Annotated in this window: 19 protein-coding genes; 9 read left to right on the forward strand and 10 right to left on the reverse strand. The window is 42.7% G+C overall.

The features are described from left to right. Positions 1 to 7: 7 nt before the first annotated feature. The 5 genes from AAEY87_RS03735 to AAEY87_RS03755 all read left to right on the forward strand — a co-directional run bounded on the left by AAEY87_RS03735 (position 8) and on the right by AAEY87_RS03755 (position 3830). Positions 8 to 1303, forward strand: coding sequence for a VWA domain-containing protein (locus AAEY87_RS03735; RefSeq protein ID WP_350656003.1), 1296 nt, complete (start codon positions 8 to 10; stop codon positions 1301 to 1303). A 16-nt stretch (positions 1304 to 1319) separates the two neighbouring features. Continuing rightward, positions 1320 to 1583: a hypothetical protein gene (locus tag AAEY87_RS03740; protein WP_350656004.1), complete on the forward strand. Its 264-nt coding sequence runs from the start codon at positions 1320 to 1322 to the stop codon at positions 1581 to 1583. A gap of 496 nt (positions 1584 to 2079) precedes the next feature. Further along, positions 2080 to 2565 carry a hypothetical protein gene (locus tag AAEY87_RS03745; RefSeq protein WP_350656005.1) on the forward strand — a complete coding sequence of 162 codons (486 nt, stop codon included), beginning with the start codon at positions 2080 to 2082 and terminating at the stop codon, positions 2563 to 2565. A gap of 388 nt (positions 2566 to 2953) precedes the next feature. Beyond that, positions 2954 to 3379: a YbaN family protein gene (locus AAEY87_RS03750; RefSeq protein WP_068037862.1), complete on the forward strand. Its 426-nt coding sequence runs from the start codon at positions 2954 to 2956 to the stop codon at positions 3377 to 3379. A gap of 241 nt (positions 3380 to 3620) precedes the next feature. Further along, a complete protein-coding gene (locus AAEY87_RS03755) occupies positions 3621 to 3830 on the forward strand; it encodes a cold-shock protein (RefSeq protein ID WP_010201661.1) in 210 nt (69 codons plus the stop codon). 399 nt (positions 3831 to 4229) lie between these two features. On the opposite strand, the gene AAEY87_RS03760 is transcribed toward AAEY87_RS03755, so the two are convergent. Continuing rightward, a complete protein-coding gene (locus tag AAEY87_RS03760) occupies positions 4230 to 5315 on the reverse strand; it encodes a YeiH family protein (protein WP_350656006.1) in 1086 nt (361 codons plus the stop codon). A 191-nt stretch (positions 5316 to 5506) separates the two neighbouring features. Between AAEY87_RS03760 and AAEY87_RS03765 the strand changes: the two genes are divergently transcribed. Beyond that, the gene (locus tag AAEY87_RS03765) at positions 5507 to 6448 is read left to right on the forward strand and encodes a LysR substrate-binding domain-containing protein (RefSeq protein ID WP_350656008.1); all 942 of its coding nucleotides are present in this window, start codon (positions 5507 to 5509) and stop codon (positions 6446 to 6448) included. 123 nt (positions 6449 to 6571) lie between these two features. Here the strand turns inward: AAEY87_RS03765 and AAEY87_RS03770 are convergent, their stop codons facing one another. Beyond that, positions 6572 to 7039 (reverse strand): universal stress protein, encoded by a 468-nt coding sequence (locus AAEY87_RS03770; protein ID WP_068037856.1) that lies wholly within the window; start codon positions 7037 to 7039, stop codon positions 6572 to 6574. Positions 7040 to 7235: 196 nt separating this feature from the next. Next, entirely contained in the window at positions 7236 to 7697 is a 462-nt protein-coding gene (locus tag AAEY87_RS03775; RefSeq protein ID WP_068037855.1) for a universal stress protein, read from the reverse strand. A gap of 447 nt (positions 7698 to 8144) precedes the next feature. Between AAEY87_RS03775 and AAEY87_RS03780 the strand changes: the two genes are divergently transcribed. Then, entirely contained in the window at positions 8145 to 11222 is a 3078-nt protein-coding gene (locus AAEY87_RS03780) for an insulinase family protein (protein WP_350656009.1), read from the forward strand. Positions 11223 to 11296: 74 nt separating this feature from the next. Here the strand turns inward: AAEY87_RS03780 and AAEY87_RS03785 are convergent, their stop codons facing one another. After that, on the reverse strand, positions 11297 to 11860 hold the full coding sequence (locus AAEY87_RS03785) for an NUDIX hydrolase (protein WP_068037849.1): 564 nt from the start codon (positions 11858 to 11860) through the stop codon (positions 11297 to 11299). Positions 11861 to 12208: 348 nt separating this feature from the next. Further along, positions 12209 to 12724, reverse strand: a complete 516-nt coding sequence (locus AAEY87_RS03790; RefSeq protein ID WP_228138862.1) for an HPP family protein — start codon at positions 12722 to 12724, stop codon at positions 12209 to 12211. 155 nt (positions 12725 to 12879) lie between these two features. Here AAEY87_RS03790 and AAEY87_RS03795 point away from each other — a divergent pair, with 155 nt between their 5' ends. Then, positions 12880 to 13617, forward strand: coding sequence for an NUDIX hydrolase (locus AAEY87_RS03795; RefSeq protein ID WP_068329431.1), 738 nt, complete (start codon positions 12880 to 12882; stop codon positions 13615 to 13617). 176 nt (positions 13618 to 13793) lie between these two features. Here the strand turns inward: AAEY87_RS03795 and AAEY87_RS03800 are convergent, their stop codons facing one another. Beyond that, entirely contained in the window at positions 13794 to 15173 is a 1380-nt protein-coding gene (locus AAEY87_RS03800) for an oxygenase MpaB family protein (protein ID WP_068037843.1), read from the reverse strand. Positions 15174 to 15317: 144 nt separating this feature from the next. After that, on the reverse strand, positions 15318 to 16517 hold the full coding sequence (gene nhaA / locus AAEY87_RS03805) for a Na+/H+ antiporter NhaA (protein ID WP_068037834.1): 1200 nt from the start codon (positions 16515 to 16517) through the stop codon (positions 15318 to 15320). Between the two features lie 637 nt (positions 16518 to 17154). Between nhaA and AAEY87_RS03810 the strand changes: the two genes are divergently transcribed. Continuing rightward, positions 17155 to 17910: a TSUP family transporter gene (locus tag AAEY87_RS03810; protein ID WP_350656010.1), complete on the forward strand. Its 756-nt coding sequence runs from the start codon at positions 17155 to 17157 to the stop codon at positions 17908 to 17910. Between the two features lie 96 nt (positions 17911 to 18006). Here AAEY87_RS03810 and AAEY87_RS03815 read toward each other — a convergent pair whose 3' ends face one another. The 3 genes from AAEY87_RS03815 to AAEY87_RS03825 all read right to left on the reverse strand — a co-directional run bounded on the left by AAEY87_RS03815 (position 18007) and on the right by AAEY87_RS03825 (position 24904). Beyond that, the gene (locus AAEY87_RS03815) at positions 18007 to 19383 is read right to left on the reverse strand and encodes a dicarboxylate/amino acid:cation symporter (protein ID WP_068037820.1); all 1377 of its coding nucleotides are present in this window, start codon (positions 19381 to 19383) and stop codon (positions 18007 to 18009) included. A gap of 469 nt (positions 19384 to 19852) precedes the next feature. Next, positions 19853 to 21682, reverse strand: a complete 1830-nt coding sequence (locus AAEY87_RS03820; RefSeq protein ID WP_350656011.1) for an amidohydrolase — start codon at positions 21680 to 21682, stop codon at positions 19853 to 19855. 327 nt (positions 21683 to 22009) lie between these two features. Continuing rightward, a complete protein-coding gene (locus AAEY87_RS03825) occupies positions 22010 to 24904 on the reverse strand; it encodes an acyl-CoA dehydrogenase (protein ID WP_350656012.1) in 2895 nt (964 codons plus the stop codon). Positions 24905 to 25124 lie beyond the last annotated feature (220 nt).

Genomic DNA, 25124 nt, shown 5'->3' on the forward strand with positions numbered 1-25124 from the left:
GAACACCATGAACCATCTCACCGTTGGACAACGCGCGCCTCTAAGCAATCTTGCTATTGACGATACCGCACCAATTACGCTTAAGTTCACTCGCCAAAGCCCGATAGAGATGGACATCAGCTGCTTTGCCTTAGACGCAGTGGGCAAACTGATCAATGATGATTACATGGTGTTTTATAATCAATCAACCTCACCTTGCGGGCAAATCAAGCTCACCCATTACGAGTCGCAGCCAACCGTGAATCAAGGCATCCAAGCCGAGTTTGAGGTGAATTTATCCAAACTGGCGGATAATATCGACAGCTTGTTTTTTGTATTATCAGCTGACACACCGCTGAATCAAATTCAATCGTTAGAGATTGGCATTTGGCAGCAATCACAAAAGGTACAGGCAGAATATCAAGCAGCAGACTTTGCCCAGCAGCAAGCCAGTATGCTGATGCAGCTTTATCGTAAGAGTGGCGTTTGGCGAGTATCCAACGTCGCGCAAGGCTTTAACGGTGGACTTGCCGCCATTGTGCAGCATTTCGGTGGTGACGTAGAAGAGAGTAGCCCGCAAGTACTCGAGCCGACCGCAACGCCAGTGCAAGCAAAACCTTCATTAGAAAAGGTCATGCTAGACAAAGCACCAAAACTGGTCAATCTGGCCAAAAAAGCCACAATATCACTTGAGAAACGCCAATTGCAGCAATTAACCGCAAAGGTAGCGTTGGTGTTAGATGCCTCAGGCTCAATGAATAGACAGTACAAAAAAGGCCGCGTGCAAGAAGTGGTCAACCGCATATTGCCATTGGCAGTGAACTTCGATGACGACCAAGCGCTAGATTGCTGGGCGTTTGCCCGAGATCCACAGTATTTGGGTGAGATTGGGCTGAGCAACTATGACGGTTTCATTGACAACGCTCATGGCGGCTGGCGCAAATGGGCACTGGGCCCACGCGTGAATAACGAAGCGGAAGTCATGAAGGCTGTGACTGAGTTTTACCAAAAGGATGGGTTGGATGTGCCTATCTATATTTTGTTTATAAGTGATGGCGGGGTGAGTGACAATCGCGGTATCACTAAGATCATGACTGAAGCCGCGAAACTACCGATATTTTGGCAGTTTGTGGGCTTAGGTGGTCGTGGTTATGGCATCTTGAAAAAACTAGACGATATGACAGGGCGCGTGATTGATAATTGCAGCTTTTTTGAGTTGGATGATTTAGACGATATCAGTGAAGAAGCTTTGTATGAGAATATGCTGGAAGAGTTTCCAAGCTGGCTTAAAGAAGCTCGTGAGATAGGATTAGTAGCGAGATAAATTGAGAGTAACTATTATGAAAACAATGCCAATAATTCCAAGAGTAAAATTTCTTACCCTAAGTGCATTGCTTATAAGCCTAGCAGCTTGTGTCACTGCACCTACTAACGAAAATACGCTAACTGATGCTGATCTTATTCGTGTAGCCGAACAGAAGGAAAAGGCACCAGTCGAAGGCGCGCAGCAACGGGTCATAGGCTATCATCATGGCACTGAGGTAGTTAAATACTTTCAGTGCTCAGATCTATGCCCTCAAAATACCTTACGGGTTATCTATTAAAACGTTCCTGACAGAGCAACATGCGACAGTATTGGCGGGGTGACTACGTCGATACTAGTACCAATCGCCATTACCGTGATGCCAAAAGAATACTGCTTTCCTAAAGCAATTGCGACATATTGGGGTGACGATGAACAATAGCGAATGCAGTTAATGGCTTATTAAATATACTTAATATTTATGGTGCAGTTTTTAACCCAATAAATAAAAACCGCTCACAAAACTGTGAGCGTTTTTTTATGTCAACATAACAAATCATACTTATACACAGTTCATCGAATACAGCGGTCTGTCTGCTACTGACTAGCACTACTACAGTAAAGATTTGCATTAGACATTTTATTACAAATCAACGTGATAGGGCTGATAATATAAATGTAAGAACACTGAAATTTTTAAGAGTTGGGTTTATATAAGTAAAAATTATTATGTTTGAGTTGTATTGGTATAAAAAATATTTTTAAGTGATGTTTCCATAGATTTAGGGATAATTACTATGATAAATATACACGTAGTCTTTTGGGTCGCCCTGACGTTTTTTACATTCCTTGTTACCGTGAGTAATATAAAAGGGTATAAATCCATCATCGATAGAGACGCTATGCCAAGAGCGCTAAGTAGCGATAAGCTGGATATCGAGACCAGCTTTTATAGAGCTGATGCCACCTTGCACGATATTATATTTTTCCACGCGTCTGCGTCTGGTGCCGCTATTGTTCTATTGGTTTTAATTATAAAGGGTGAGATTTTATTCCCTGGAACGGTTGTCTTCTTTGGCGCACTTTCTGCCCTCGCGATCTTCACTATTAGTATTATGCTGCTTTTATTCGCATTTTACTTTTATAGCATCTCGATTTTGAAACTTGGCGATACGCTGGCTAGAATGAAGTTTAGTGGTAAAGACATTGAGACCAAGTACGCAATTTTGGCCGTCTTTGGTTATTTTTTGATATTCCCGATCATTGCGTTGATACTGGTTTAGAACCTATTTGTCAAAAATGCTTCATACAGTCAGAAACCGCTCACAGTCTAGGGTTTGAGCGGTTTTTTATTCAATTAAATTTATCTATAAATAGACGATTACTTCCTCAGCATACAGCGGAACAAACATTTTCTACGTCTCAAGGCTGGTACTTATTGGCATGTTGATAATGTTTCTTCTCTCATTTGAATCTTCCGATTTATTCGAATCCCAAACCAAGCATACCTATTAATAGCAAAATGTCGCAAAAATAACCTTGCGCAGTTTCACACGTTATTGCATGCTTACACACTTATATAGATAGCTATCACTCTTGATTTAGATTCGTACTTGAATTCATATTTTAATTTTAGCTATCTACTTTCTATCGCCAACTGATATCACTTTCATGACTGAAAAGAAAAATGCCTTTTATTACCGACCAAAGACCAACCAGTCCGCTAACCCTACGGTGCGTTGGACTTTTCTTATCATGGGTTGGATATTCTTTGTTTTAGGTATTGTTGGGGTGTTATTGCCCGTAATGCCGACAGCGCCGTTTATATTATTGGCAGCGGGCTGCTGGGCGCGTAGCTCACGACGCTTTCACTTTTGGCTGATCAATCATAAGTTTTTTGGCAAGTTTGTCCGTGATTGGGAAGATAATCATGCCGTACCGCGCTACGCTAAGTGGCTTGCGACTATTATGATGGCATTATCTACAGCTATGTTGTTTTATAAAATACCAGCAGATATGATGTGGATGGCATGGGTGGTAGCCGTTGTATGTAGTGGGGTAGCGGTGTATTTGTTCCGCCTTCCAAACGCTAAATAAACACGAAATAGCGGATAAAAAGCACGATTTTATATATTCGTTTACATGAAATTTGAGATAAAGCTTGCGCTAATGGGATTAGCGTCTTATAATACGCTCAAGCTTAAGAGCAGTTCTGCACCAAATCATTACCTCGTAGTATTAGTTATAATCCTTCGTTTTAATATTTATCGTTCAGTAGCTATTTGCAAGCGTTACCGGTCACTAGGCCACAAATAAATTAAAAAGTAGGATTATTAGTATGTCAGATACTCAAAAAGGTACAGTTAAGTGGTTCAACGAAGCTAAAGGCTTTGGTTTTATCGCTCCAGAAACTGGCGCAGACGTTTTTGCTCATTACAGCGAAATCACTGGTTCAGGTTTCAAAACTTTGGCTGAAGGCCAAGAAGTTGAGTTCACTGTAACTCAAGGTCAAAAAGGCCCACAAGCCCATAACATCGTTGCTATCTAATTTATCTTTTATAGATAATAGTTAGAGCAAGATGAATAAAAAAGCGGACCTTCGGGTTCGTTTTTTTTCGTCTATGATTTAATGTAAGCTATTTAATGTCAAAAGTTTAATATCTATAATTTGAGCTTTATGCCAAATGGTTTGAAGTCAAAGTATAGAATTAAAAATGCCTACGTACTATTGCGATAGTCGTAGGCATTTTTGATTTTGGAAAATGTGATGAATGTTGAGCGATAGGTATAGTCGATCCACTATAAAATAAATACAGCACTACTGGGATAATTTTTCCTTGCTTGCTGTGCCTACGCAGACAGAGGCTGCGCAAAACTCATCCCAGTAGAGCGTTATAATTTTGTACTTCCTTTATTTAGGGCTGACTATATTAAGTAATTGAATCAGTTAGATAGAGCTAATGCTAATATTAATCAGACCACCGCCAACGATCAGCCAACCAAACATAATAGCGCCTAAGATGAGCGGCTTAACGCCAGCTTGCTTAATCGCGCTTAAATGGGTCGTTAAACCCAGTGCAAACATCGCCATCGTTAGCAAGACGTCATCTAGCATAACCATACTCTGCTCAAAGCCCTCAGACATTGGCACCCATGTATGCAGTATGACGATAAGAATAAAAATAAAGGCAAACCACGGTACGTTGACTTGTTTGACACGCGCTATAAACGACAACTTCTCATCGTTATTTTCATTGTCGCCCTTGGTTAAAGCAAAGGATAAGATAAGTAAAAATGGCGCAAGCATCATGACTCGTATCATTTTGGTCACGACAGCCGTATTCCCAACCTCAGGACTAATAGCATTACCAGCGACTACGACTTGCGCCACTTCATGTATGGTCGAGCCAGTATAAATGCCATACTGTTGGGCATTCAGCCACGGCTGCAACCAACCGAGATGATATAAGAAAGGGTAGAGGAGCATAGCAATAGTGCCAAACACCACAACCGTTGCTACAGCGATAGTAACTTTATGCGCTTCAGCTTTGACCACTGGCTCTGCTGCAATTACCGCTGCTGCACCGCAAATACTAGCGCCTGAACCAATTAATAAAGTTGTTTTTCTATCGACTTTTAGCCACTTAGTACCCAGCCAGTAGGTTAATAAAAAGGTTGAAGTCAATACTAGCGCATCAGTCATAATCGCTGGCATACCAACGCTGGCGACCTGGGTCATTGTCAGCTTAAAGCCGTAAAACATAATGGCGAGGCGTAAAACCTGCCCTTTAGCAAAGCATACCCCAGCATTTAGGCGTTCAGCGAAATTAGCATAAACCGTATTGCCCAATAGCATACCGAGCAAAATTGCTAATGTTAAGGATGATAGTCCAACGATACGGCCGTTCGACCAAGTGTCTAAACTGGTATTAAGCCATAAACAAAATAGGCTACCGATCAGAACCACAACCAGCCCTGCTAAGTGACGGTTAGTTGGAAAATAATGATTCACTGACTGGGCAAAAGCGTGCATGACGGACGCATCCTATTATAGAAAATCAAAATAAGCATAAGCTTATGAATAGACAGTATAAGCCAACCTGATTTATAATAAAAACAGATTAATAAGATATAAATTATCGAAATTTTAGGTTAGTAAGGTATTATTAAGGAGTTAATATCAATAAATGATATTGAGAGGCTGGCATAAGGTGTAATTTAATAATGAAAAAAGCGATGCAGACGCTACCGAAGATTACGCTAAAACAATTGGCGGTATTTGTTAGTATTTATCAGACGGGTAGCACCAGTCGTGCTAGTGAGGAGTTGCACCTATCACAGTCGGCAGTCAGTAGCGCGCTGACTGAACTAGAAGCAAGATTGCAGATGCCATTATTTGAGCGCGTAGGGCGCAGGCTCAATCAGCACCCTAATGCCCATCCCGTTTATGTACAAGCGCAAGCAATCTTGGGACAGTCACTAACGCTTGAGCATTATCATAAGTATCAAGCAGGACAGATTCATATTGGGGCGAGTACGACTATCGGCAATTATGTATTGCCACCGCTGCTTGCCAAGCTATACGAGGCGCTGCCGGATGCCAATGTCGATATGTATATTGCTAATACCCAAGAAGTGGTTAGCGAAGTCGAGCAGTTAAATATTGATATTGCCTTAGTAGAAGGTATGCCGCGTCCGACAGATATGAAAGCCATTGAACAGCGAGAATGGCGGACAGATACTTTGGTGATCTTTGCTAAACGCGATAGCAAATGGTTGGTAGGTTTGGCTGATTATCAAGAAAATGAGAATCTTTATAATATTACGATAGCGCAGTTAGCCAAATTACCGCTACTAGTACGTGAAGCAGGTTCGGGCACGCGGCAGATTATCGATGAGAAGTTGCTCAAGCATCTACCCGATGCCGAGGTCATTATGGCGATTCAACAGTCGGAGGCCATCAAGCATATGGTTAGTGCAGATATTGGCCTTGGCTGCCTATCGCAACATGTTATTGAGACAGAATTAGCGGCGGGAAAACTAGTACAAGTAAAAGTAGCGGGCATTGATTTGTCGCGTACATGGTGGCTAGTTTGGCATAAAGCCCGTCACCAAAGCCCGATTTGGCAAACCTTTATAGATATTATTCAAGAACAAGGCAGTTAGACATATAGTACTAAACATAAAAAAGCGCGCCATAGATATCTGTCTACAGCGCGCTTTCTTGTGTCTAATACTATGTATTTGATACTGTGCGTTTGATACTAAGTGCTATCTACGCCCAATAAATTAGCTGCGTTTTGACACTGGTTTATCAAGTCTGACCACTAAACTATCACAGGGCACATTTGGCAAGATATTATCCGCCGTTGCTCCGCTTAGCCATGCAGCAATACCGTGACGCTCGTGGCGTCCGATGACCAGTAAATCAACGTCATGCTTATGACAATAATTAACGATACCTTCACTGTTAGAGATGGCGGTGGTTACTTCAGAATTTACCGCATTTAATTCGTTGCGCTCTAAAAACTTTGCCAGCTTTGCGCGCGCTTCTTGGCAGCGCTCATCGTCAATCTCATCGTATAAGCTCGAGGCAGGTACCAACTCATAACCAAAGCCTACCATAGTATCTTTGACAATATGTAGTACCGATAGCTTGGAACCAGGACGATTATCAACGATGCGTTTAGCTTTTTGAGCAACTATGTCGGCGTCGGATAATAGGTCAGTAACCAGTAAAATATGTTGGTAAGTCATGAGGGTCTCCTCGTAGCAAGTAGTCTTAACTATAGCACTACTATTGACTGCTGTTAAGTAATGGATTGTGGCCTTTAGATATGTACTGGCACATAGTCCGCTATGCTTTTTGATAGGATTTAAGCATGTCTAATTTTGCAGCCAAACTTATAGAACCAAACTGATGCAGCCAAATGGATAGACAGCCATGCCAAACTTATTGGGGTACTGGCTGATCAAGTTTGACGACTAGGCTATCGCAAGGAGCATTGGGCAAGATATTATCTGCGGTTGCACCGATTAACCATGCAGCGATACCGTGGCGCTCATGACGTCCGATAATAAGTAAGTCAACGTCCTTTTTACGACAGTAATTAACAATACCTTCATCGTTAGAGATGGCAGCAGTGACCTCAGAATTGACTGCTCGTAAATTATTACGTGCAAGGAACTGTGCGAGTTTAGCTCGTGCTTCTTGCCAATGTTTGCCATCGACATCACCTGAGAGGCTAGATGCGGGTACTAGCTCGTAGCCAAAGCGCACCATGTCATCTTCAACGATATGCAGTACCGATAACTTAGCTTCAGGGGAGCCTGCGAGGATACGTTTGGCTCTTTGAGCAACTATATCGGCATCAGATAGCAAGTCGGTAACCAGTAAAATATGTTGGTAGCTCATAATGCGCTCCTATTAGTAGTAACTTCATAGTAACAGTGCTGAACATCTTTGTTAAGGTTAAATCCATATTTTAGTTGTGGTAATTGTGTGGGTTCGGTTGTGAGGATGGTAATGAATGAGGTGGTCGTTATTAAGTAGTTGTTGCACAATTAATAAATGTTCATCAAGCCTTCATTAAACTGCTCGTAGTCATAGTTTGTCTCCTGCTGACTTGACTTATCAATGTGCGAGCCCCATCTATTAGCGCTAGGCCAATTATTTTAAATGATTAAATTTAAAAAATTCCCAGAATAATTTTGAGGTTCAACTCTTTTATAAGAGCTGACTATTTATAAACACTGTATAACTTATAACCACTGTACAACAGTTTTTATAACGACAATTTTTATCAATCTATTTACCCTGCTCGTAAGGGCATTATTTACATTATGAGCTTTAAGGACAACTATGACTGACACGCCATTTACCGCTGACTTAACTTTGCATCCAGCATTTGAGCTGATTGAGCATCGCCATATTGAGGCGCTATCAATGGATGTGCTGATCAGTCAGCATGTCAAAACGGGAGCGATGCACTATCATTTGGCGCATGCAAGTGATGAAAATGCTTTTTTAGTGGGCTTTCGCACTCAGCCAATGGATTCAAAGGGCGAGGCACATATTTTAGAGCATGTTGCTTTATGTGGTTCTGAGAAGTTCCCAGTACGTGATCCATTCTTTTCAATGATTAAGCGCTCGCTCAATACTTTTATGAATGCGATGACCGCTGCCGATTGGACAGCGTATCCGTATGCCACCCAAAACAAAAACGATTACTTTAACTTGCTTGCCGTGTATCTTGATGCGTCATTTTTCCCCAATATTCACCCGCTCGACTTTGCTCAAGAAGGTATTCGCGTAGAATTAGACGAAAATGATAAGCCGCAGTTTAAAGGTATCGTCTTTAATGAGATGAAAGGTGCCATGAGCGGTGAGATTGATCAGCTCTATCATGCGGTCGCTCATCATTTATTCCCAACGACGACGTATCACTATAATTCAGGTGGCGATCCTGCTGATATTCCTGATCTGACGCATCATGAGTTGGTTGAGTTTCATCAAAGCCATTATCATCCATCGAACAGTATCATCATGAGCTTTGGTAATATTCCGGTTGCTGAGACTCAAGCAAAAATACATGAAGATGCTTTGATTCAGTTTGAAGCAGGTAAAAAACACGTCTCGCGTCCGGAGCAGCGTTTGTCTGCGCCGATTAGTGCCACAGATACTTATACTGCTGACGAAGCTGGCCCTGATCAAACCCATCATGTGGTTGCATGGTTACTACCGTCGATTACCGATCCCAAACAGCGCCTTGCATTACGTTTGTTAGAAGGGGTGTTGATTGAGCATTCTGGTTCGCCGTTGCGTGCGTATCTGGATAGTCATCCGCTAGGAACCTCGCCAAGTCCGTTATTAGGACTGGACGACAGCCATTATGAGATGGTCTTTTATACTGGATTACGTGGTTCAAACCCTGAGCATGCCGATGCGGTAGAGCAGGGCATTATGGACTTGCTGGCTAAAGTTGCTAGTACACCAATCGATGATGAAACTATTGAAACCATCCTACATCAGATTGAGATTGATCAACGTCATATCGGCGGTGATAGCATGCCTTATGGTCTGAATTTGATGTTAGAAGGCTTTAGTACAGCGATACATGATGGCAATCCTATCGATGTGTGGGAAGTTGATGAGCATCTACAATGGCTGCGTGAACAGGTAAAAGATGAGCAATGGTTGCCTAATTTAATTAAACAGCATTTACTCGATAATCAGCATCGTGTCCGCGTGACGCTAACGCCAGATAGTGAAAAATCAGCTCGTCTGGCAGCAGCTGAGCAGACTCGTCTTGATACTATCGCTATGAATATGACGGCTGATGATAAAGATATCCTGCATAAACAAGCATTAGATTTGGCAGCTCGCCAAGCAGCACCTGATGATTTGAGTTTATTACCGAAAGTTGGTTTGGAAGACGTACCAACGGATATCAGCTTTAAGCAAGGCACGCAAAAACAAGTACATCTAAGCGGGCAAGACAGCACTTTATTTGAATATGAAGCGGGCACCAATGGCTTATATTATTATCAAGTGATTGTGCCGTTAACGGATGCGATTGGTCACGAGGATACAAGTGAGTTACCAGTTAATGAAGTCATTAATCATCCGCTATTGCCTATATATTTAAGCTTGCTGTCTGAGCTAGGTACGGACTCTTTAAGTGCTCATGAGCTGCAAGCTAAGCAAGCAGCGCATTCATCAGGGGTGACGGCGCGTATCAGCCAGCGCACGGACATTGATGATAGCCAATCAATTAGCAGCTACTTTGTCGTGGCAACGCGCGCGCTCAATCGTAAACCTGAAGCCATTGATTTGCTCAAAGAAGTGATGGAGCATAGCGTCTTTACTGAGCATGATCGTATCAAAGAGATCTTGCAGCAGCGTCAAGCAGGCTGGCAGTCAAACCTTGCGGGCTCAGGACATGCTTATGCGATGCAAACTGCCAGTCGCGGTATGAGTCGTCAAGCGCAGCTAGAGTATGTACGCAGTGGCTTGCCGGCACTTAATGCGCTTAAAGAGTTTTTGACGCATGCCAGTCAAGATGATGCGCAATGGGATCAGCTGGCAACTAGTTTGATGGACTTACATCAGCGTTTAATTAGCTTACCCAAACATGCCGTTATCATTTGTGAAGCGGAGCAAACCGAACGCTTAAGCAACTTGATTATCGATAGCTGGAAAGACAGCCGTGCGCCAGAGCTGGCTGAAAGGTTAAAAGGTTCTGATGCGGGTATTGAAGATAATATCCCAAGCGAGTTTGCGGATTTAAAACTAGATGCAGCTCTCAATGGTGAAAAAGACGCGGTCAGAGCACTAGAAAGTGGTACTACTGTCGATGTTGAAGATTTGGCTTGGCTAGTTCCGACCAACGTCTATCATAATGCTAGCGCCTATACCGTTCCAGCTGCTGATCATCCGGACACGGCAGCACTAATGGTATTAGCACCTTATCTACGCAATGGTTATCTGCACAGTGCTATCCGTGAGCGCGGTGGTGCTTATGGTGGCGGTGCTGGTTACGATGCCAATGCTTGCTCGTTTAAGTTCTTTAGCTATCGTGATCCGCATTGCGCCGAAACTTTTGCACACTTCGATGCCAGTATCGAATGGTTACTGAATGAGCCGCAAACAGATGAGCAGTTAGAAGAAGCTATCTTGGGGATTATCTCAGGTATGGATAAGCCAGGCTCTCCAGCAGGAGAAGCTGTTAAAGCTTGTTTTGCTGACCTGCATAATCGCGGTGCAGACTGGCAACGTAAAATGCGTGCATCGATTTTGGCAGTGACGGTCGATGACTTGCAGCGCGTGGCCAAGCAATACTTGCAAGGGCAAAAACATGTGCGTGCGGTACTCGCGCCATATGATAAAGAAGATGAGATCAAAAACTTAGACTTTAAGGTTTGCAAAATTAAAAGCTAAGAGGCTTTATTACAGAAGAGATAATGCAAAAAAAGCCAAGCGTAATGCTTGGCTTTTGCTATTTCGTATACAATTTAATAGCGTTTAATACTTTGATCCTTACCGATAAGATCTTGATGAATAGGGAAGTCGGACAGCTCATCAAACTGTTTACGATCAGCAAAATAGCTGGTCAAGGTGCGACGTACTGCTTCAAAAGCAATGGTATCCCATGGAATGTCTTCTTCACTAAATAATGCACAATCAAGGCTTTCAGAGCCGATACCGTAGGCACCATCCTTTAGATCGGTCAAATATATACTGTAGATTTGACCAATATCTGGAATATCATAAATGCAGTATAAATTCGGATTGATTACCACCGCATCAGCTTCTTCAAAGCTCTCGCGTGCTGCGCCTTCAGCCATCGTTTCGCCGTTTTCCATAAAGCCGGCCGGTATGGTCCATAAACCATATTGAGGTTCGATAGCGCGGCGGCATAGCAGTACTCTGTCTTTATACACTACTAAGGAGCCACAAATTACTTTTGGGTTTTCGTAATGAATATAACCACAATTTGGGCATACCAAGCGCGGTATATTATCAGTAGCTGGTATTTTGCGTTCTGCTTCATGACCGCATTCTAGACAATAGCGCATATCAACTGCCTTATTTTGATGAAATAACAAGAGAGATAAGTGGTTTTTTGATTTTTTGAATATGTTTATCGGTGTGGTGCTTTTATAAGTATAACCACAAGATATAATTCTAGTTCTAAACTTTATCTTAAGATAGCATAAAACAGCGCGGTGCTGAATGTTGGTAACATGAACACGTCATTTATCAGCAATAGAGCAAACATGCCTTAAATTAAAAGTTGTTAATATACTAGTTAATAGGGTATGACTGCCCTGTTTAAGAACAGCCAGTCACGTAAAGCTTACGTAGTGGTGACTAGATGGCGCTAATTTAGGCTATGATAAAAGCTAGTATATAGCTTAGCGAAACTACCAATACCTGGGATAATGCCTGCCTCTGCCGATGTTGTTATAAATCAAGGCAACGACTACTAAGGCGAGTGCACCTATCAAAGTTGGTGTGATTAAGAAGTGCCACTTAACACCGCCAAGCATGACGATTAATGGGTTTGAACCTGCTGGCGGGTGCGGTACTCGAAACAGTAGCATGAGGGCAATAGCAGTACCGACAGCGAGTGCCAAGCTCCACCACTCAATACCGAATATAGACATAAAAGATAAACCAGTAAAGGTGGTAATAAAATGACCACCAACGATGTTTCTAGGTTGAGCAAACGGGCTTTCTGGATAAGCAAAAATAAGCAGACAGCTAGCGCCAAATGAGCCCAAAATCATGGCGACATTTTGCCAACTACCAATTAAGGCCAGTGCTGCTGTTGCTAGCGTACCGCCTAGCCAAGCAAGCCCAATAATAAATAAGGGTAATCGTTGGGGGCAGTCATCGATTTTGCCTTGCATCTTATTTAATGAAAAAATCTTATTCACTAGCGTTTCCTAAATAATATACTGATAAATTTAGCTACTTGATTCATGATAAGTCTTCTTTTTGAGACTTTTTTATGGATAACCTAACTTAGTGATACTTCTTAATAAAACTTCTTAACGACACTTAATACTGATAAAAATATAGGCCGATTATAATGTTAATACATCCGCAGTCTGCAAGTTTTGATGAACTGTCAGTCGTTGTACCAACGTTGATTCGTCAACCTACACTCAGAAAGTTGGCTGAGCGGGTGCAGCATGAGACCTTAAATGCAGTCACCAGTCCAGCGATGTATAGCTCTTACAATACCTCTCAAAGTGCTCGAATTTTAGACAGTCTATATCAGACACCGATTGCTGATGCCTCGATACTGGTCGCCATCACCCATGAGCGCCATCCAAAGCTGCTACTAACGCGCCGCGCTGCACACATGAATAGTCACGCTGGGGAAGTGTCATGCGCTGGTGGTAAGTATGAAATAGGCGATGGCAATAATGTCGTCACTGCCTTACGTGAAGCTTGTGAGGAGACTGCACTACCGCCAAATAAAGTACAGCTGCTCGGCCAATTACCTATTCAAACCTCTAAAAGTGGCATGAGTGTGCGCCCAATCGTAGCTCTCATTGCTCCAGGCTTAGTGTTGGTGCCTGAGATGGGGGAGATATCGCGCATCTTTTGGGCAGATTTTGAAACGTTACTCACGCAGCCAACCGTAGAGTATTCGGTAGAGTACACGATGCAGGATGAAACCTCGACCATACTCACACCCAGCTGGCAAGTGGAGGGTGAAACAGTGTGGGGTCTGACGGGACGCGTCATTGCCAGCCTACTAGAAACTGGGTTTGATCGGCAGCTTGAATGGTATTACCGTATACAAAACACAAGGCTGTGAAGGTTATAGTCTTATAGCGTCTAACCTTTTAATATACACTTATTTAACGTAGAACCCTTTAACACAGAGCATCACCAAACACGCTTTTTGTGGATTTATTATAGTTATTGTCGACGCTATTAATAATGGTTCAGGATATTCTATTTACTACTAATAATATTCTTGAGCTATATTTTTTATTTATAGTAGTCATCGTTTTTCTTAAGCCACCAGTTCATATTATCTTGGCGCTTAGCGCGGAACTGCTCAAGCTTGTCAGCAACGGCACTATTGTGTTGGCGAGCCGTATCAAGAGCGAACAAGATAGGCACTGAAGACAGTACCCCAAAACGTATCTTTGATTTGGGCAATTGTAGTCCATCACCAACATCATCACCGACTATGGTGCGTGTCACACTAGCATTGACCATCTCAACGAAGCGTCCACGTCGATTGTCCTCACCCATTAGCTGGCGTGGCAAATCGTGCAAGGCTTTGGCAAGTGGTCTGCCCATTTTAAAGTCAAGCTGCTGAATGGATAAATAAGTATATAGCCATTCCCAGCAGGCGGCTTCATCTTTTGGCAAACGCTGCAAATCAACACCCATCCAGTAGCTGGCAAGATTCCACAGATGCAAGATGCCCTCAGCTTCTTCTGTGCTAATCCGTGCTCCCAGCAGCTGCAATCCACGCATAATTAATAGTGAAAACTGCAAGTGAGTCGCAATCATATCTGTCTGATTAATGGGGATACCCCAATAGGCCGTATTCCAAGTACCATCAGGATTATGATGTTGATCGGCATTTGGTATGACGCCTGCGGCAGCATTGCCTTTACCTTTAAGCAAGTTTTGGCGTACCAATGTATGAATCTGACGTACATGGATTGACTGGCGCCAGCCCTCAGAGCCGATCGCTAATACTTGGTCAATAGGTTTGCGGTTATTATTATGATTATGATGCGCGCTAGAGTCTAGTTGTGGGTGTTCAGATACCGCTAGGATATAAGCGTAGGTACGCATCAAGCGTGGTAGAGCGTCATGCATCAAGGCACCGGTCTGAATGAGCGGTAGCGAGAGAGCAGGGATGCTGTAGCCTGCCATTAGTGCAACGTTACGCAGTAGCCAAATGAGCATCAGCGGATAACGGCGATAGGCGACCGCACCAATTTGCGCAAGCTTGGGATCAAACCAATCAGGGTGACTGCTAAATTGCTCAGTTAATGAGCTAAATGATGGGTTAGTAGTAAGGTCAATATTGATACTAGGATTTACGTTACCATCGACTATCAAATTCTGTAGCGGACGGCCAAAGCGAATCCCATCAGCCGCCAACGCATCCGCCAGCGGATCACCAATATCGTAACCAGCTACTATCTCCTCTAATAAATCTTGCGAGATAGTGAAGTCTTTAGGTAGCAAGTAACGCCTGATACGGCGTAGGACTTGTAGATCACTATGATCTGTAATGGCAGTAGTACGCCCATGACGCTGATAGCTCGCTACAGATTTTTTATGCTGTATAAGCTGCTCATTAGAGATGTCGGTATCACTTTTAGAAGGAGTTTTGGGTTTCATATTTATAATGTACCATCATAGCTGGCGCTACTGATAATCAAATGCGCTAACAGTTGTTATAAACTGTTAGCGCATTATGAAGCTCAATTTATATCATAAGACTCATAATAGTTACTGCCTATGTCTAAACCTTCGGTACAAATATCAATGACGAGTTAAATCCACTGATGTCCCGCTGACACTATCTTTTAAGCTTAGTTTTAGCATGATGTAACCAGCAATACCAGATACGATCGAGCCCATAATGATGCCTAAACGTTCATCGAATAGCGTGGTATCGCCAGCAAATGCCAAGCCACCGATAAATAAGCTCATGGTAAAACCAACACCGCACAGTAAAGCGGCACCATAGATTTGCTTGTAATTCATACCTCTTGGCATGGTTGAGATACCAAGTTTAAAGATCAACCAGCACATGACCATTACGCCTATCTGCTTACCGATGAATAGACCTGCGGCAATACCAAGTGGCACTGAATGGAATAGCTCAGCAAGACCTGCACCTTTTAGCGATATACCGGAGTTGGCAAAGGCAAATAATGGCAGAATACCAAAGGCAACGGTATTATGTAAATCATGTTCTAGCTCTTCAAGCGGTGAGTGTTCAGGATCAGTACGGTCGAACATAGGAATAAATAGTGCTAAAACCACCCCTGCTAAAGTCGCATGAATACCGGATTTGAGTACCGCAATCCACATAATGACACCGATGAGCAGATAAGGCGTAATGCTGGTGACGTTGCGACGATTAAGTAAATATAAGAAAGGCAAACACAAGCCCGCGACCGCTAATGACTCTAGTGATAAGTCATTGGTATAAAACAAAGCGATGATTAAAATCGCCCCAATATCATCAAAGATAGCAATTGATACTAAAAACACTTTTAATGAGTTGGGTACGCGGTTACCTAAAAGACTCAAAATACCGAGAGCAAACGCAATATCAGTTGCTGCTGGAATTGCCCAGCCTTTCCAAAACTCAGGCTCACTATAGTTGAACATTAGATAGACAATGGCTGGCATAATCATGCCGCCTAATGCAGCACCAGCAGGTAATATAATCTGCTTAACGTTAGATAACTCGCCAATGAGCACTTCGCGTTTGAGCTCAAGTCCGACTAAGAAAAAGAAAATCGCCATGAGACCATCATTTATCCAATGATGAGCGTCTTTGGCAATTGCAAAGTCGCCAATTTGAATGGCGACGGGTGCATGAATAAAACCTTGATACCAAACACTAAGGGGGGAGTTGGCAATAATCATTGCAGCAATAGCCGCCAACGCTAAGACAATACCGCCTGCTGCCTCAAATTCAAAAAACGCTTTAACCCTTCGTATTGCCATATCATCCTCATTTGCTAAATACGTACAGTAAACTCAAACGCCTATCTATCAACTTCGTAATATTACGGATAGCTCGCTTCAGTTTCTCATAATTTCATCAATATAAACAATAAAATGCGTTAAACAATATATATCAGTCTACCGCGCAAGGTCATGACAGGCGATATAAAGACAATAATATGATTGATAGCGCTACTACGACCGGTTAAATATCTTTGGCCTAAAGACTTCTTCCTTGAAGTTTTTTTATTGCTATAAGGTATTCTATGTTTTGCTATAGATACTCGCAACAGCCATTATTAGGATATGACAGTCTAGCTATTTTTCTAGATAGCTTTGCGACCGCCATCATAAAATATAATGCCGTGACATGATAGTGCCCATAGACAGATAGTGTTTACCGCTCAGTAGGCGGATACTAACTAGTAAATCTAACAGACTTTGTTACGTTTTGGTTTTTTTTATAGTTTTAACTCTATAATGGGCCGCATCTATTTGTGAATTAACTGCTTTTCAATAAAACTCTCAACTTACTCTTTATTCTATTTTGATATTCATGTTGATGTTAATGAGCTCTAGGCTAATAGTCTAGCGCTTACTGTTGTTTTTATTAGAATATTATTACAAGGTCAGTTTCATGGACTTATCGTTATCCCTAGAAGTTATTTTGATGCTCACTGCGGTAGCCGCGCTTGCTGGCTTTATTGATGCTATCGCGGGTGGCGGTGGACTGTTGACCATACCAGCCATGCTACTGGCCAATATCCCGCCAGTGCTGACACTTGGCACCAATAAGCTACAAGCAGCCTCAGGCGCGCTTGCTGCCTCTATTACGATGATTAGAAAAGGTGTCGTCAAGCCTCAGCGTATCAAGGTCGCTATTATTGCCGCGTTCATCGGTTCTGTTATCGGTACTATCGCCGTGCAGATGTCTCCGCCTGACTTGCTCGAAAAGCTGATTCCTTTCTTGATTGCTGCTATCGGTATTTATACCTTATTTGCACCTAGGCTTGGCGAAGTAGAAGCAGCACCGCGCATTTCAGAAGGTAAATGGCAAAAAGTCGTTGCGCCTTTAATTGGTTTTTATGATGGTTATATTGGCCCGGGAACTGGTATGTTCTTTGCGCTTGGTAATGTCGCTCTACGTGGTCGTCAGATTATCGAAGCGACAGGTGCGGCAAAGGTCTTGAACTTATCTACCAATATTGGCTCGCTGATTTTCTTCATTTTGGGCGGTAATGTCTTGTGGAAAGTAGGTCTGGCAATGATGGTTGGACAAACGATAGGGGCTTATTTTGGCTCACATATGGTGGTCAAGGGTGGCAGTAGGCTAATTCGTCCGATGATTGTGCTGGTATGCTTAGCCATGCTGACTAAGTACATGCTTGGCTAATCTTCCCATAATGTACAACATCTTTATGTGGATTATCCCAACAAAAAACCTCAGCCAATTTGACTGAGGTTTTTTATATCTATTCAATGTTAAGGGTTAGCGACGACGATCAACATCATCGTACTCACTACCCATCAGGCCATCGCTAAAGACTTCAGAGAACGCACGCTCGTTGTCTTCATCGATATGACCATCAAATACGTCTTTGGCACCAGCATTAGGATCGTTATAGATAGCAACGTCCATTTTATTTTCTGATTTTGCCACAATAGCGGTCACTGCTGCATCGCCACCAACGTTTACTGCGGTACGTAACATATCTAAGATACGATCCACACCTAAGATAAGGCCAATACCTTCAATAGGTAAGCCGACTTGGGCAAATACCATAGATAGCATAATCAAGCCAACGCCCGGTACACCAGCAGTACCGATAGAGGCCAATACCGACATTAAGATAACAGTCAGATATTCGGTCACGCCCAAATCAATACCGTAAATATTGGCAATGAAAATGGTCGCTGTCCCTTGCATGATAGCCGTACCATCCATGTTGATGGTTGCACCAAAAGGAACGGTAAACGAAGCGACTGAGTTATTAACACCCATACGCTTGGTGACTGTACGCAAGGTAATCGGAATGGTGGCATTCGAGCTTGAAGTACTAAATGCAAAAATCTGAACTTCGCGCATTTTTGCCAAAAAGGTCTTGATTGATAAACCTGAGAATAGCTTGAGCACGATCATCATCGTAATAAAGAAATGGAAAGCCAGTGAGCCAACCAGTACGGCAACATAACCCAATAATGACCAAATAAGATCTAAACCCAGCTCTGCCATGGCTTTGGTCAACAGTGCAAATACACCATAAGGAGCAAGGTTCATAATGATGGTCACCATCTTTAAGATGACTTCATTGATTAATTCCAAGCTCTGTACCAAACCTTTAGCGGGCTTGCCAACCATCAAGATACTGATACCGATTAGAACGGCAAAGAAAATGATGGATAACATATCGCCATTTGCCATCGCACTGATAGGGTTGGATGGGATAATATTGGAGAATACATCAAGCAGTGGTGGCGCTGAGGCCGCTTCAAATTCTGCTGCGGTCTCGACGTTCATGCCTTTACCAATGCCAAACACGATACCCAGTCCAATGGCCGTCGCAATAGCTAATGCTGTCGTCATCATATAGATGAGAAAAGTCTTGGTACCAATGCGGCCAAGCAAGCGGATGTCACCAATACCGCAAACCCCGCAAATAAGAGAGATTAATACTAAAGGTACAACTAGCATTTTGAGTGAGTTAACGAATAGCTTACCGATGATAGCAAGGAAGCCATTGGTAATATACGTATTAACAAAGCCGCCTTCAGCGTTTAGTCCGGAATAATTTATAAATAAACCCAGTATAATACCGAGCACCATGGCAACGATAATCTTGCCCGTCAGTCCCATATTTTTCCACATAACTTACATCCTTGGTGTACGTAACTCTCAGTAATAAGCTGGGTATTCAAATCAATATGATTATAACCACTGCTCTCATCACGAGCCCTGTTACGCCTATTAAATTCTTTCTAGTCTCATGTTTTGGGGGACAATATAAAAGAATTGTTAGGGGCACTGCAAGATTTTTTTATCATTCAAGTCATATTTACCTATCGACATGACAGCTTATAAAAGCTATGTGCCCAGAAAATAGCTATTATTTATTCTAAACGGTTTGTTTCTGATATGAAACAAAATTTTTATGAATGGCTTTTAGGCCATGTAGATGACGTTATGAGAGTGACGATCCAGCGTGGATTGCATTCAATTTTACTGACTTCATATTTATAAGGTAGGGATTAATATATTAATGAGGAAGTTTCAAACAAAAAAACGGCCTGCGCACAGACCGATTTCTACATAAGACAAAATTATTTACCTCAACAACTTATTTCGCGTTTTGAAAGCCACCGTAATACTTCACTGGTGACCAGCTTGGGATAACAGCAGGCAATTTTGGATCAAACTTTTTATATTCTTTAGCACCATAAACTGGCTTACCATCTACAATCGTTAATACGGATTCGATACCTTTGATTTTTTCTTCAGGTACGGTGAAGTAGTCATCAGATAGCAATACAAAGTCTGCATACATGCCAGGTTCTAGGGTGCCTTTTACTTTTTCTTCATTGGAGAACCATGCACTGCCTTTGGTATACACTTGCAAAGCATCTGCTCTTGATAATACATTGTCCTTGCCATACAACTGGGTGGCCCCAACAGTCTTACCTGTGCTCAGCCAATATAAAGCAATCCAAGGGTTATAGCTTGATACTCGCGTACCATCCGTACCAGCACCTAGCGGGATACCCATATCAAAAATCTTTTTGAATGGTGGCGCAGTACTAGCCGCTTCTTTGCCATAACGCTCGACGAAGTATTCACCAGCATACGACATCCGGTTTTGAACAGAGATTCCGCCATTTAAACGTTTAATTTCTTTCAACGTCTCATCGTTCACCGTCTCTGCGTGATCAATGGCCCAGCGCATATCGTTACGGATTTTGCCGTTGTTTTCACGGTCAATCTCATCTACCAAGTCAACGATGAGTTTAGTGTTTTCACCATAGGTTGAATGCTGTCTAAATGGCCAGCCCTCATTCACGTGCATTTGAATAATTTCTTTGGTTTGCGCGCGCCAGCCTTCATTGTCTTTAATAAATGGCTTCGGTGCGAGGAAGTTCTCAAAGTCACCTGCTGCCCACGTCATATACTCGCCGCCACCTTTTGACTCATAACCATGCTCTAGAGCGGTGTCTTCATTAACAGAGGCCTCGTTGTTCGCCATCCACTTCTCAAAGGCAGCGCGCTCTTCGCCCGCTTTTTGTGGGAATAAATAGTACGAGATGCGTAGTGACGAATTACCACTGGTTGCTAGGGCTTTAGAAGCTTCATAGTCTTCTGGGAACGTATGGCCACCGCCGCCTGCATCAATCGCACTGGTGAGACCAAAACGGTTAAGCTCATGGTTGAAGTGCTTGGTGGAGTTAATCATCTCCTCTTTAGATAGGGCTGGCAATGCGCCAATCACTTTATACAAAATCATGGCATTGGGTTCAGCCAAAAGTACACCCGTCAGCTTACCGTTTTTATCTTTTTCATAACGGCTTTGATCATTAGGCGGCTTAGTGTTTTCATCGATATCTAAGGCTTTGAGTCCCGCTTCATTCAGCCAACCGCGACTGTATAAGTACAATACGAAGGTAGGGGTATCACCCGTCGCCTCGTTAATCTCTTCAATAGTTGGCATGCGCTTCTCTTCAAACTGATGCGGTGACCAGCCACCAATCACACGTACCCACTGACCTTCAGGCGTTCTATCCGCTTGCTCTTTTAACATTCGCAAGGCTTCTTTTAATGATTTAACGCCATCCCAGCGTAGTTCGGTATTATAAAAACGACCACCACGCGTCACGTGTAGATGTGAGTCATTAAGACCCGGAATCAACGTTCTACCATTACCATCAATAACTTGCGTATCCTCACTACGTAAACGTAGGATATCTTCATCGCTACCTGTACGTAATACTTTCCCATCTTTTACCGCAATCGCCTCGGCAGTACTTCTCTTATCATCCATCACAGCTACTTTAGCATTGGTAACGATCATGTCAGCCACTAAAGCTTTAGGTGCGCTCACGCTTGCTGGTGGATTTTGTACCGCGCATGCGGTTAGGACGCTCGCTGCACCAGCAAGTGAAATCATATTTTTCATCATTAGAGTTCCTTTACCGTTGATTGAAAATTTTAATTTATCATATAATCTTAACGTTATCAGTCATCTATTAACTTTCATTAATGAATTTTACAATAAAAAAACAAAGGCTTGGATTTGGTTTCGTATGACAGTTTGCTTTCAAATGGATCGTTTTCAATAATGATTCTATAATTCAACTAACTACCTTATAAAGAGCCATAAAAAAAGCAAAATTACCATTATAAGGTAATCTTGCTTTCGATAGTCTTGTTTGCGATAGTATTAATAGGCTATGAGTCGATTAGGGATAACGTGTTAAAGTTTATAAAAGGGCTTTAAGCATAATCGTTATGCTTTGTCATCTTCTTCGCGACGTAATCCATCTTGCCACTTAGAACCCTCTGTAGAGTCAGTTTCTACCTTATCACTGTCAACTGGTTTGCTTTCCACTGAATCTGATTGTTTATCAATACCTTTGCTATGATTGTAGCCCATACGTTCGCTAAGCGTTGACTCCGCATCACGGCTACGGTGATCAAGAAATTCTTCTTCAGGATGCGACTCATCAAAGTCAGTTTGGGCACTGATTTCTTTAGCTGTATCCTGCTCATCGACCATTTTTACATCGCCATCTGCCTCATAACCGTGGTCTGGATTGTCATCGCCAGTAGGCTCAGTATCTTCGGTTGGAGTATTATCAGCTGATATACCGTTTCTGGCTTGGGCATCGTTTTTCAGTTGCGCATAATCAGTAAGCTGGTGTACCGCATTTTCTAAACTGTGTGGATTAAAGCGCTCTTGTGCATGCAATAGGTGCTCATCGAACACATCGGTAAGGAGGGAATCGAAGCGCAATGCATTATATTTAATGAGCTGCTCAGCCTCAGTTTCAGTAATATCACCGTTTTGACTCGCATACACCACATGGTCTTCAAAGGTCAAACCTTCAAAACTATCGTCATGCTCTGCTTTTTTGAACTTCTGCCATAATGGTTCAACTTCAAGCAGCGTCTGATAAGCATGTTCCATACGACCCGTAACATCATCAGGATCTGTATTGTAGTACACCATCGTTTTGAGATAATCGCGGAATGGGTTGGCTTCATGATCATCCATAAAAGTATCACCCAATCTGGTCTTGAGCTCATCACTTGCTGGCGTAAAGATACGTCCACTAGGGAACGTCACAAAGCTAACGACATTGGCTGCCATCCGATGAGGAAAGTTTGCAAAGAACGAGACGAAAGCTTCTTGAATAGCGCATAGACTATCTTGTAGGGCGACCTCTGCATGTAAACGTTCTGCTTCTGACTTACTACCATGTTCATAAAACTGCAAAATAGCAGTCGCAATAAATAAATGACCATGAATGTCAGCTAAGCGTCCAGAGAGCATCTCTTTACGTTTTAAGTCACCAGCAAGCAACCCTAAGGCCATATCTGCAGTGAGCGCAAAGCTAGCACTTAAACGGTTGATATGCTTGTAGTAGGGGCGGGTAAAGCTATCTGCAAAGCTTGGAGCGTGACTACTACCACCAACGTAACCTGCGACAAAGGCTTTCGCACCGCGATTAAAGGTATAACCTAAATGCTTAAAGAATAAGTTATCAAACTGCTCTAATACGCCTTTTTTATCCTCACTTTGTAATAGTTGCAACTCGTCAAATAGGTATGGATGACAGCGCATCGCCCCTTGACCAAAGATCATCAGTGAGCGCGTCAAGATATTTGCGCCTTCAACCGTAATAGAGACTGGAATAGCTTGATAGGGAGCCGCCAAAAAGTTACGTGGGCCCATTTGGATAGCGCGGCCTCCAACGACATCCATAGCATCATTGACCACTCCACGCATAGTTTCAGTCGCATAATATTTTGCCATTGCAGTCATGACTGATGGCGTACCACCTTGATTTAATCCGCAAGTAACTAAGTGACGAAATGCCTCTAGCATATAAGTTTGGCTAGCGATGCGACTGGTTGCATCTTGTACACCTTCAAATTTACCGACAGAGATTTTGAATTGCTCACGGACTTTGGAAAAGGCACTAACTGATAAATAACTCATCTCGCTCGCTGAAGTTGAAAGCGCTGGTAAAGAGATACCACGTCCAACTCCAAGACATTCCATCAGCATCCGCCAACCGCGACCGGCGTTCTCGACCCCGCCGATAATATAATCTAGCGGAATAAAAACATCAGTGCCATCAACCGTACCATTCATAAATGGTGAGCCACTAGGATAGTGGCGTGGGCCTATAATCACGCCCTCGTGATCAGCAGGTATTAAAGCGCAAGTAATACCATAATCAGTCTTGATAGGATCACCAAGCAAGCCTTCTGGATCATGCATTTTAAACGCCAGTCCTACGACAGTTGCGATAGGAGCAAGCGTAATCCAGCGTTTAGAGAAGTTCATGCGCAGACCGAGCGTGTACTCGCCATCGTGAATACCGTAGCAGACTATCCCTGTATCGGGGATAGCGCCTGCATCAGAGCCCGCCTCAGGACCCGTCAAACCAAAACAAGGAACTTCTTCACCTTTAGCAAGTCCTGGTAACCAGCGTTGCTTCTGCTCGTCTGTACCATAGTGCATCAAAAGCTCACCAGGGCCGAGCGAGTTTGGGACCATGCAGCTAACCGCAGCCGTTGACGAGCGCGAAGCAATCTTACTCATAACACGACTTTGAGCATAAGAGCTGAAATCTAAACCACCATACTCTTCAGGGATAATTAAACCCAAAAAGCCGTTAGCCTTGATAAATTGCCAAGCTTGGGGCGTTAGATCTTTATAATCTTGAGTAATTTCCCATTCATCGAGCATTGCACATAGGGTCTCAACTTCATTATCAATGAAACTTTGTTCGCGTTCAGACAGCTCTGGGTAAGGGTAGTTGGCAAAGGTATCCCAATTTGGCGCACCCATAAACAGCTCTTTTTCCCACCAGCTAGTACCAGCGTCCAGTGCTTCACGCTCAGTATCACTCATACTTGGCATTGCACCGCCTAGTGCTTTATAGACTGGCTTGGTAATAAGTGCTTGGCGCATCGGGGCGACCAACAGTACTAGACATAGCAGCGCAATTGGAATGCCTAAAATTAACGACCACGGACTTATAAAGGCAGTGACTATTACAGTGATAATAGCAACGATACTACCGCTGACACGCGATAAGGACAGTAAAAATATGGCCAAGACGACGGCTAACTGAATGATTACTGCTAAAATAAATAAGCCAATCGCCATGACTGTCTCCTTGGCAAAATATGAATAGGGAATTGGGAAGTATAAAAAACGCTAAGTTGGTAATAATTTGATGATTAAAGCCAATATTAGACAAACTATTTTAAATATTATTTTTTATGCTGTCTTTAAATGTTATCGCTTATCTGGTTTAAAATAGTAAGTAATTAATACATTTGATAAGTACTGACTGCGTTAAATATAAAGTAACTACTGATATAAA

The organism is Psychrobacter sp. S1-30-MNA-CIBAN-0213 (genome assembly GCF_040309845.1).
In the GTDB taxonomy this organism is placed as follows: domain Bacteria; phylum Pseudomonadota; class Gammaproteobacteria; order Pseudomonadales; family Moraxellaceae; genus Psychrobacter.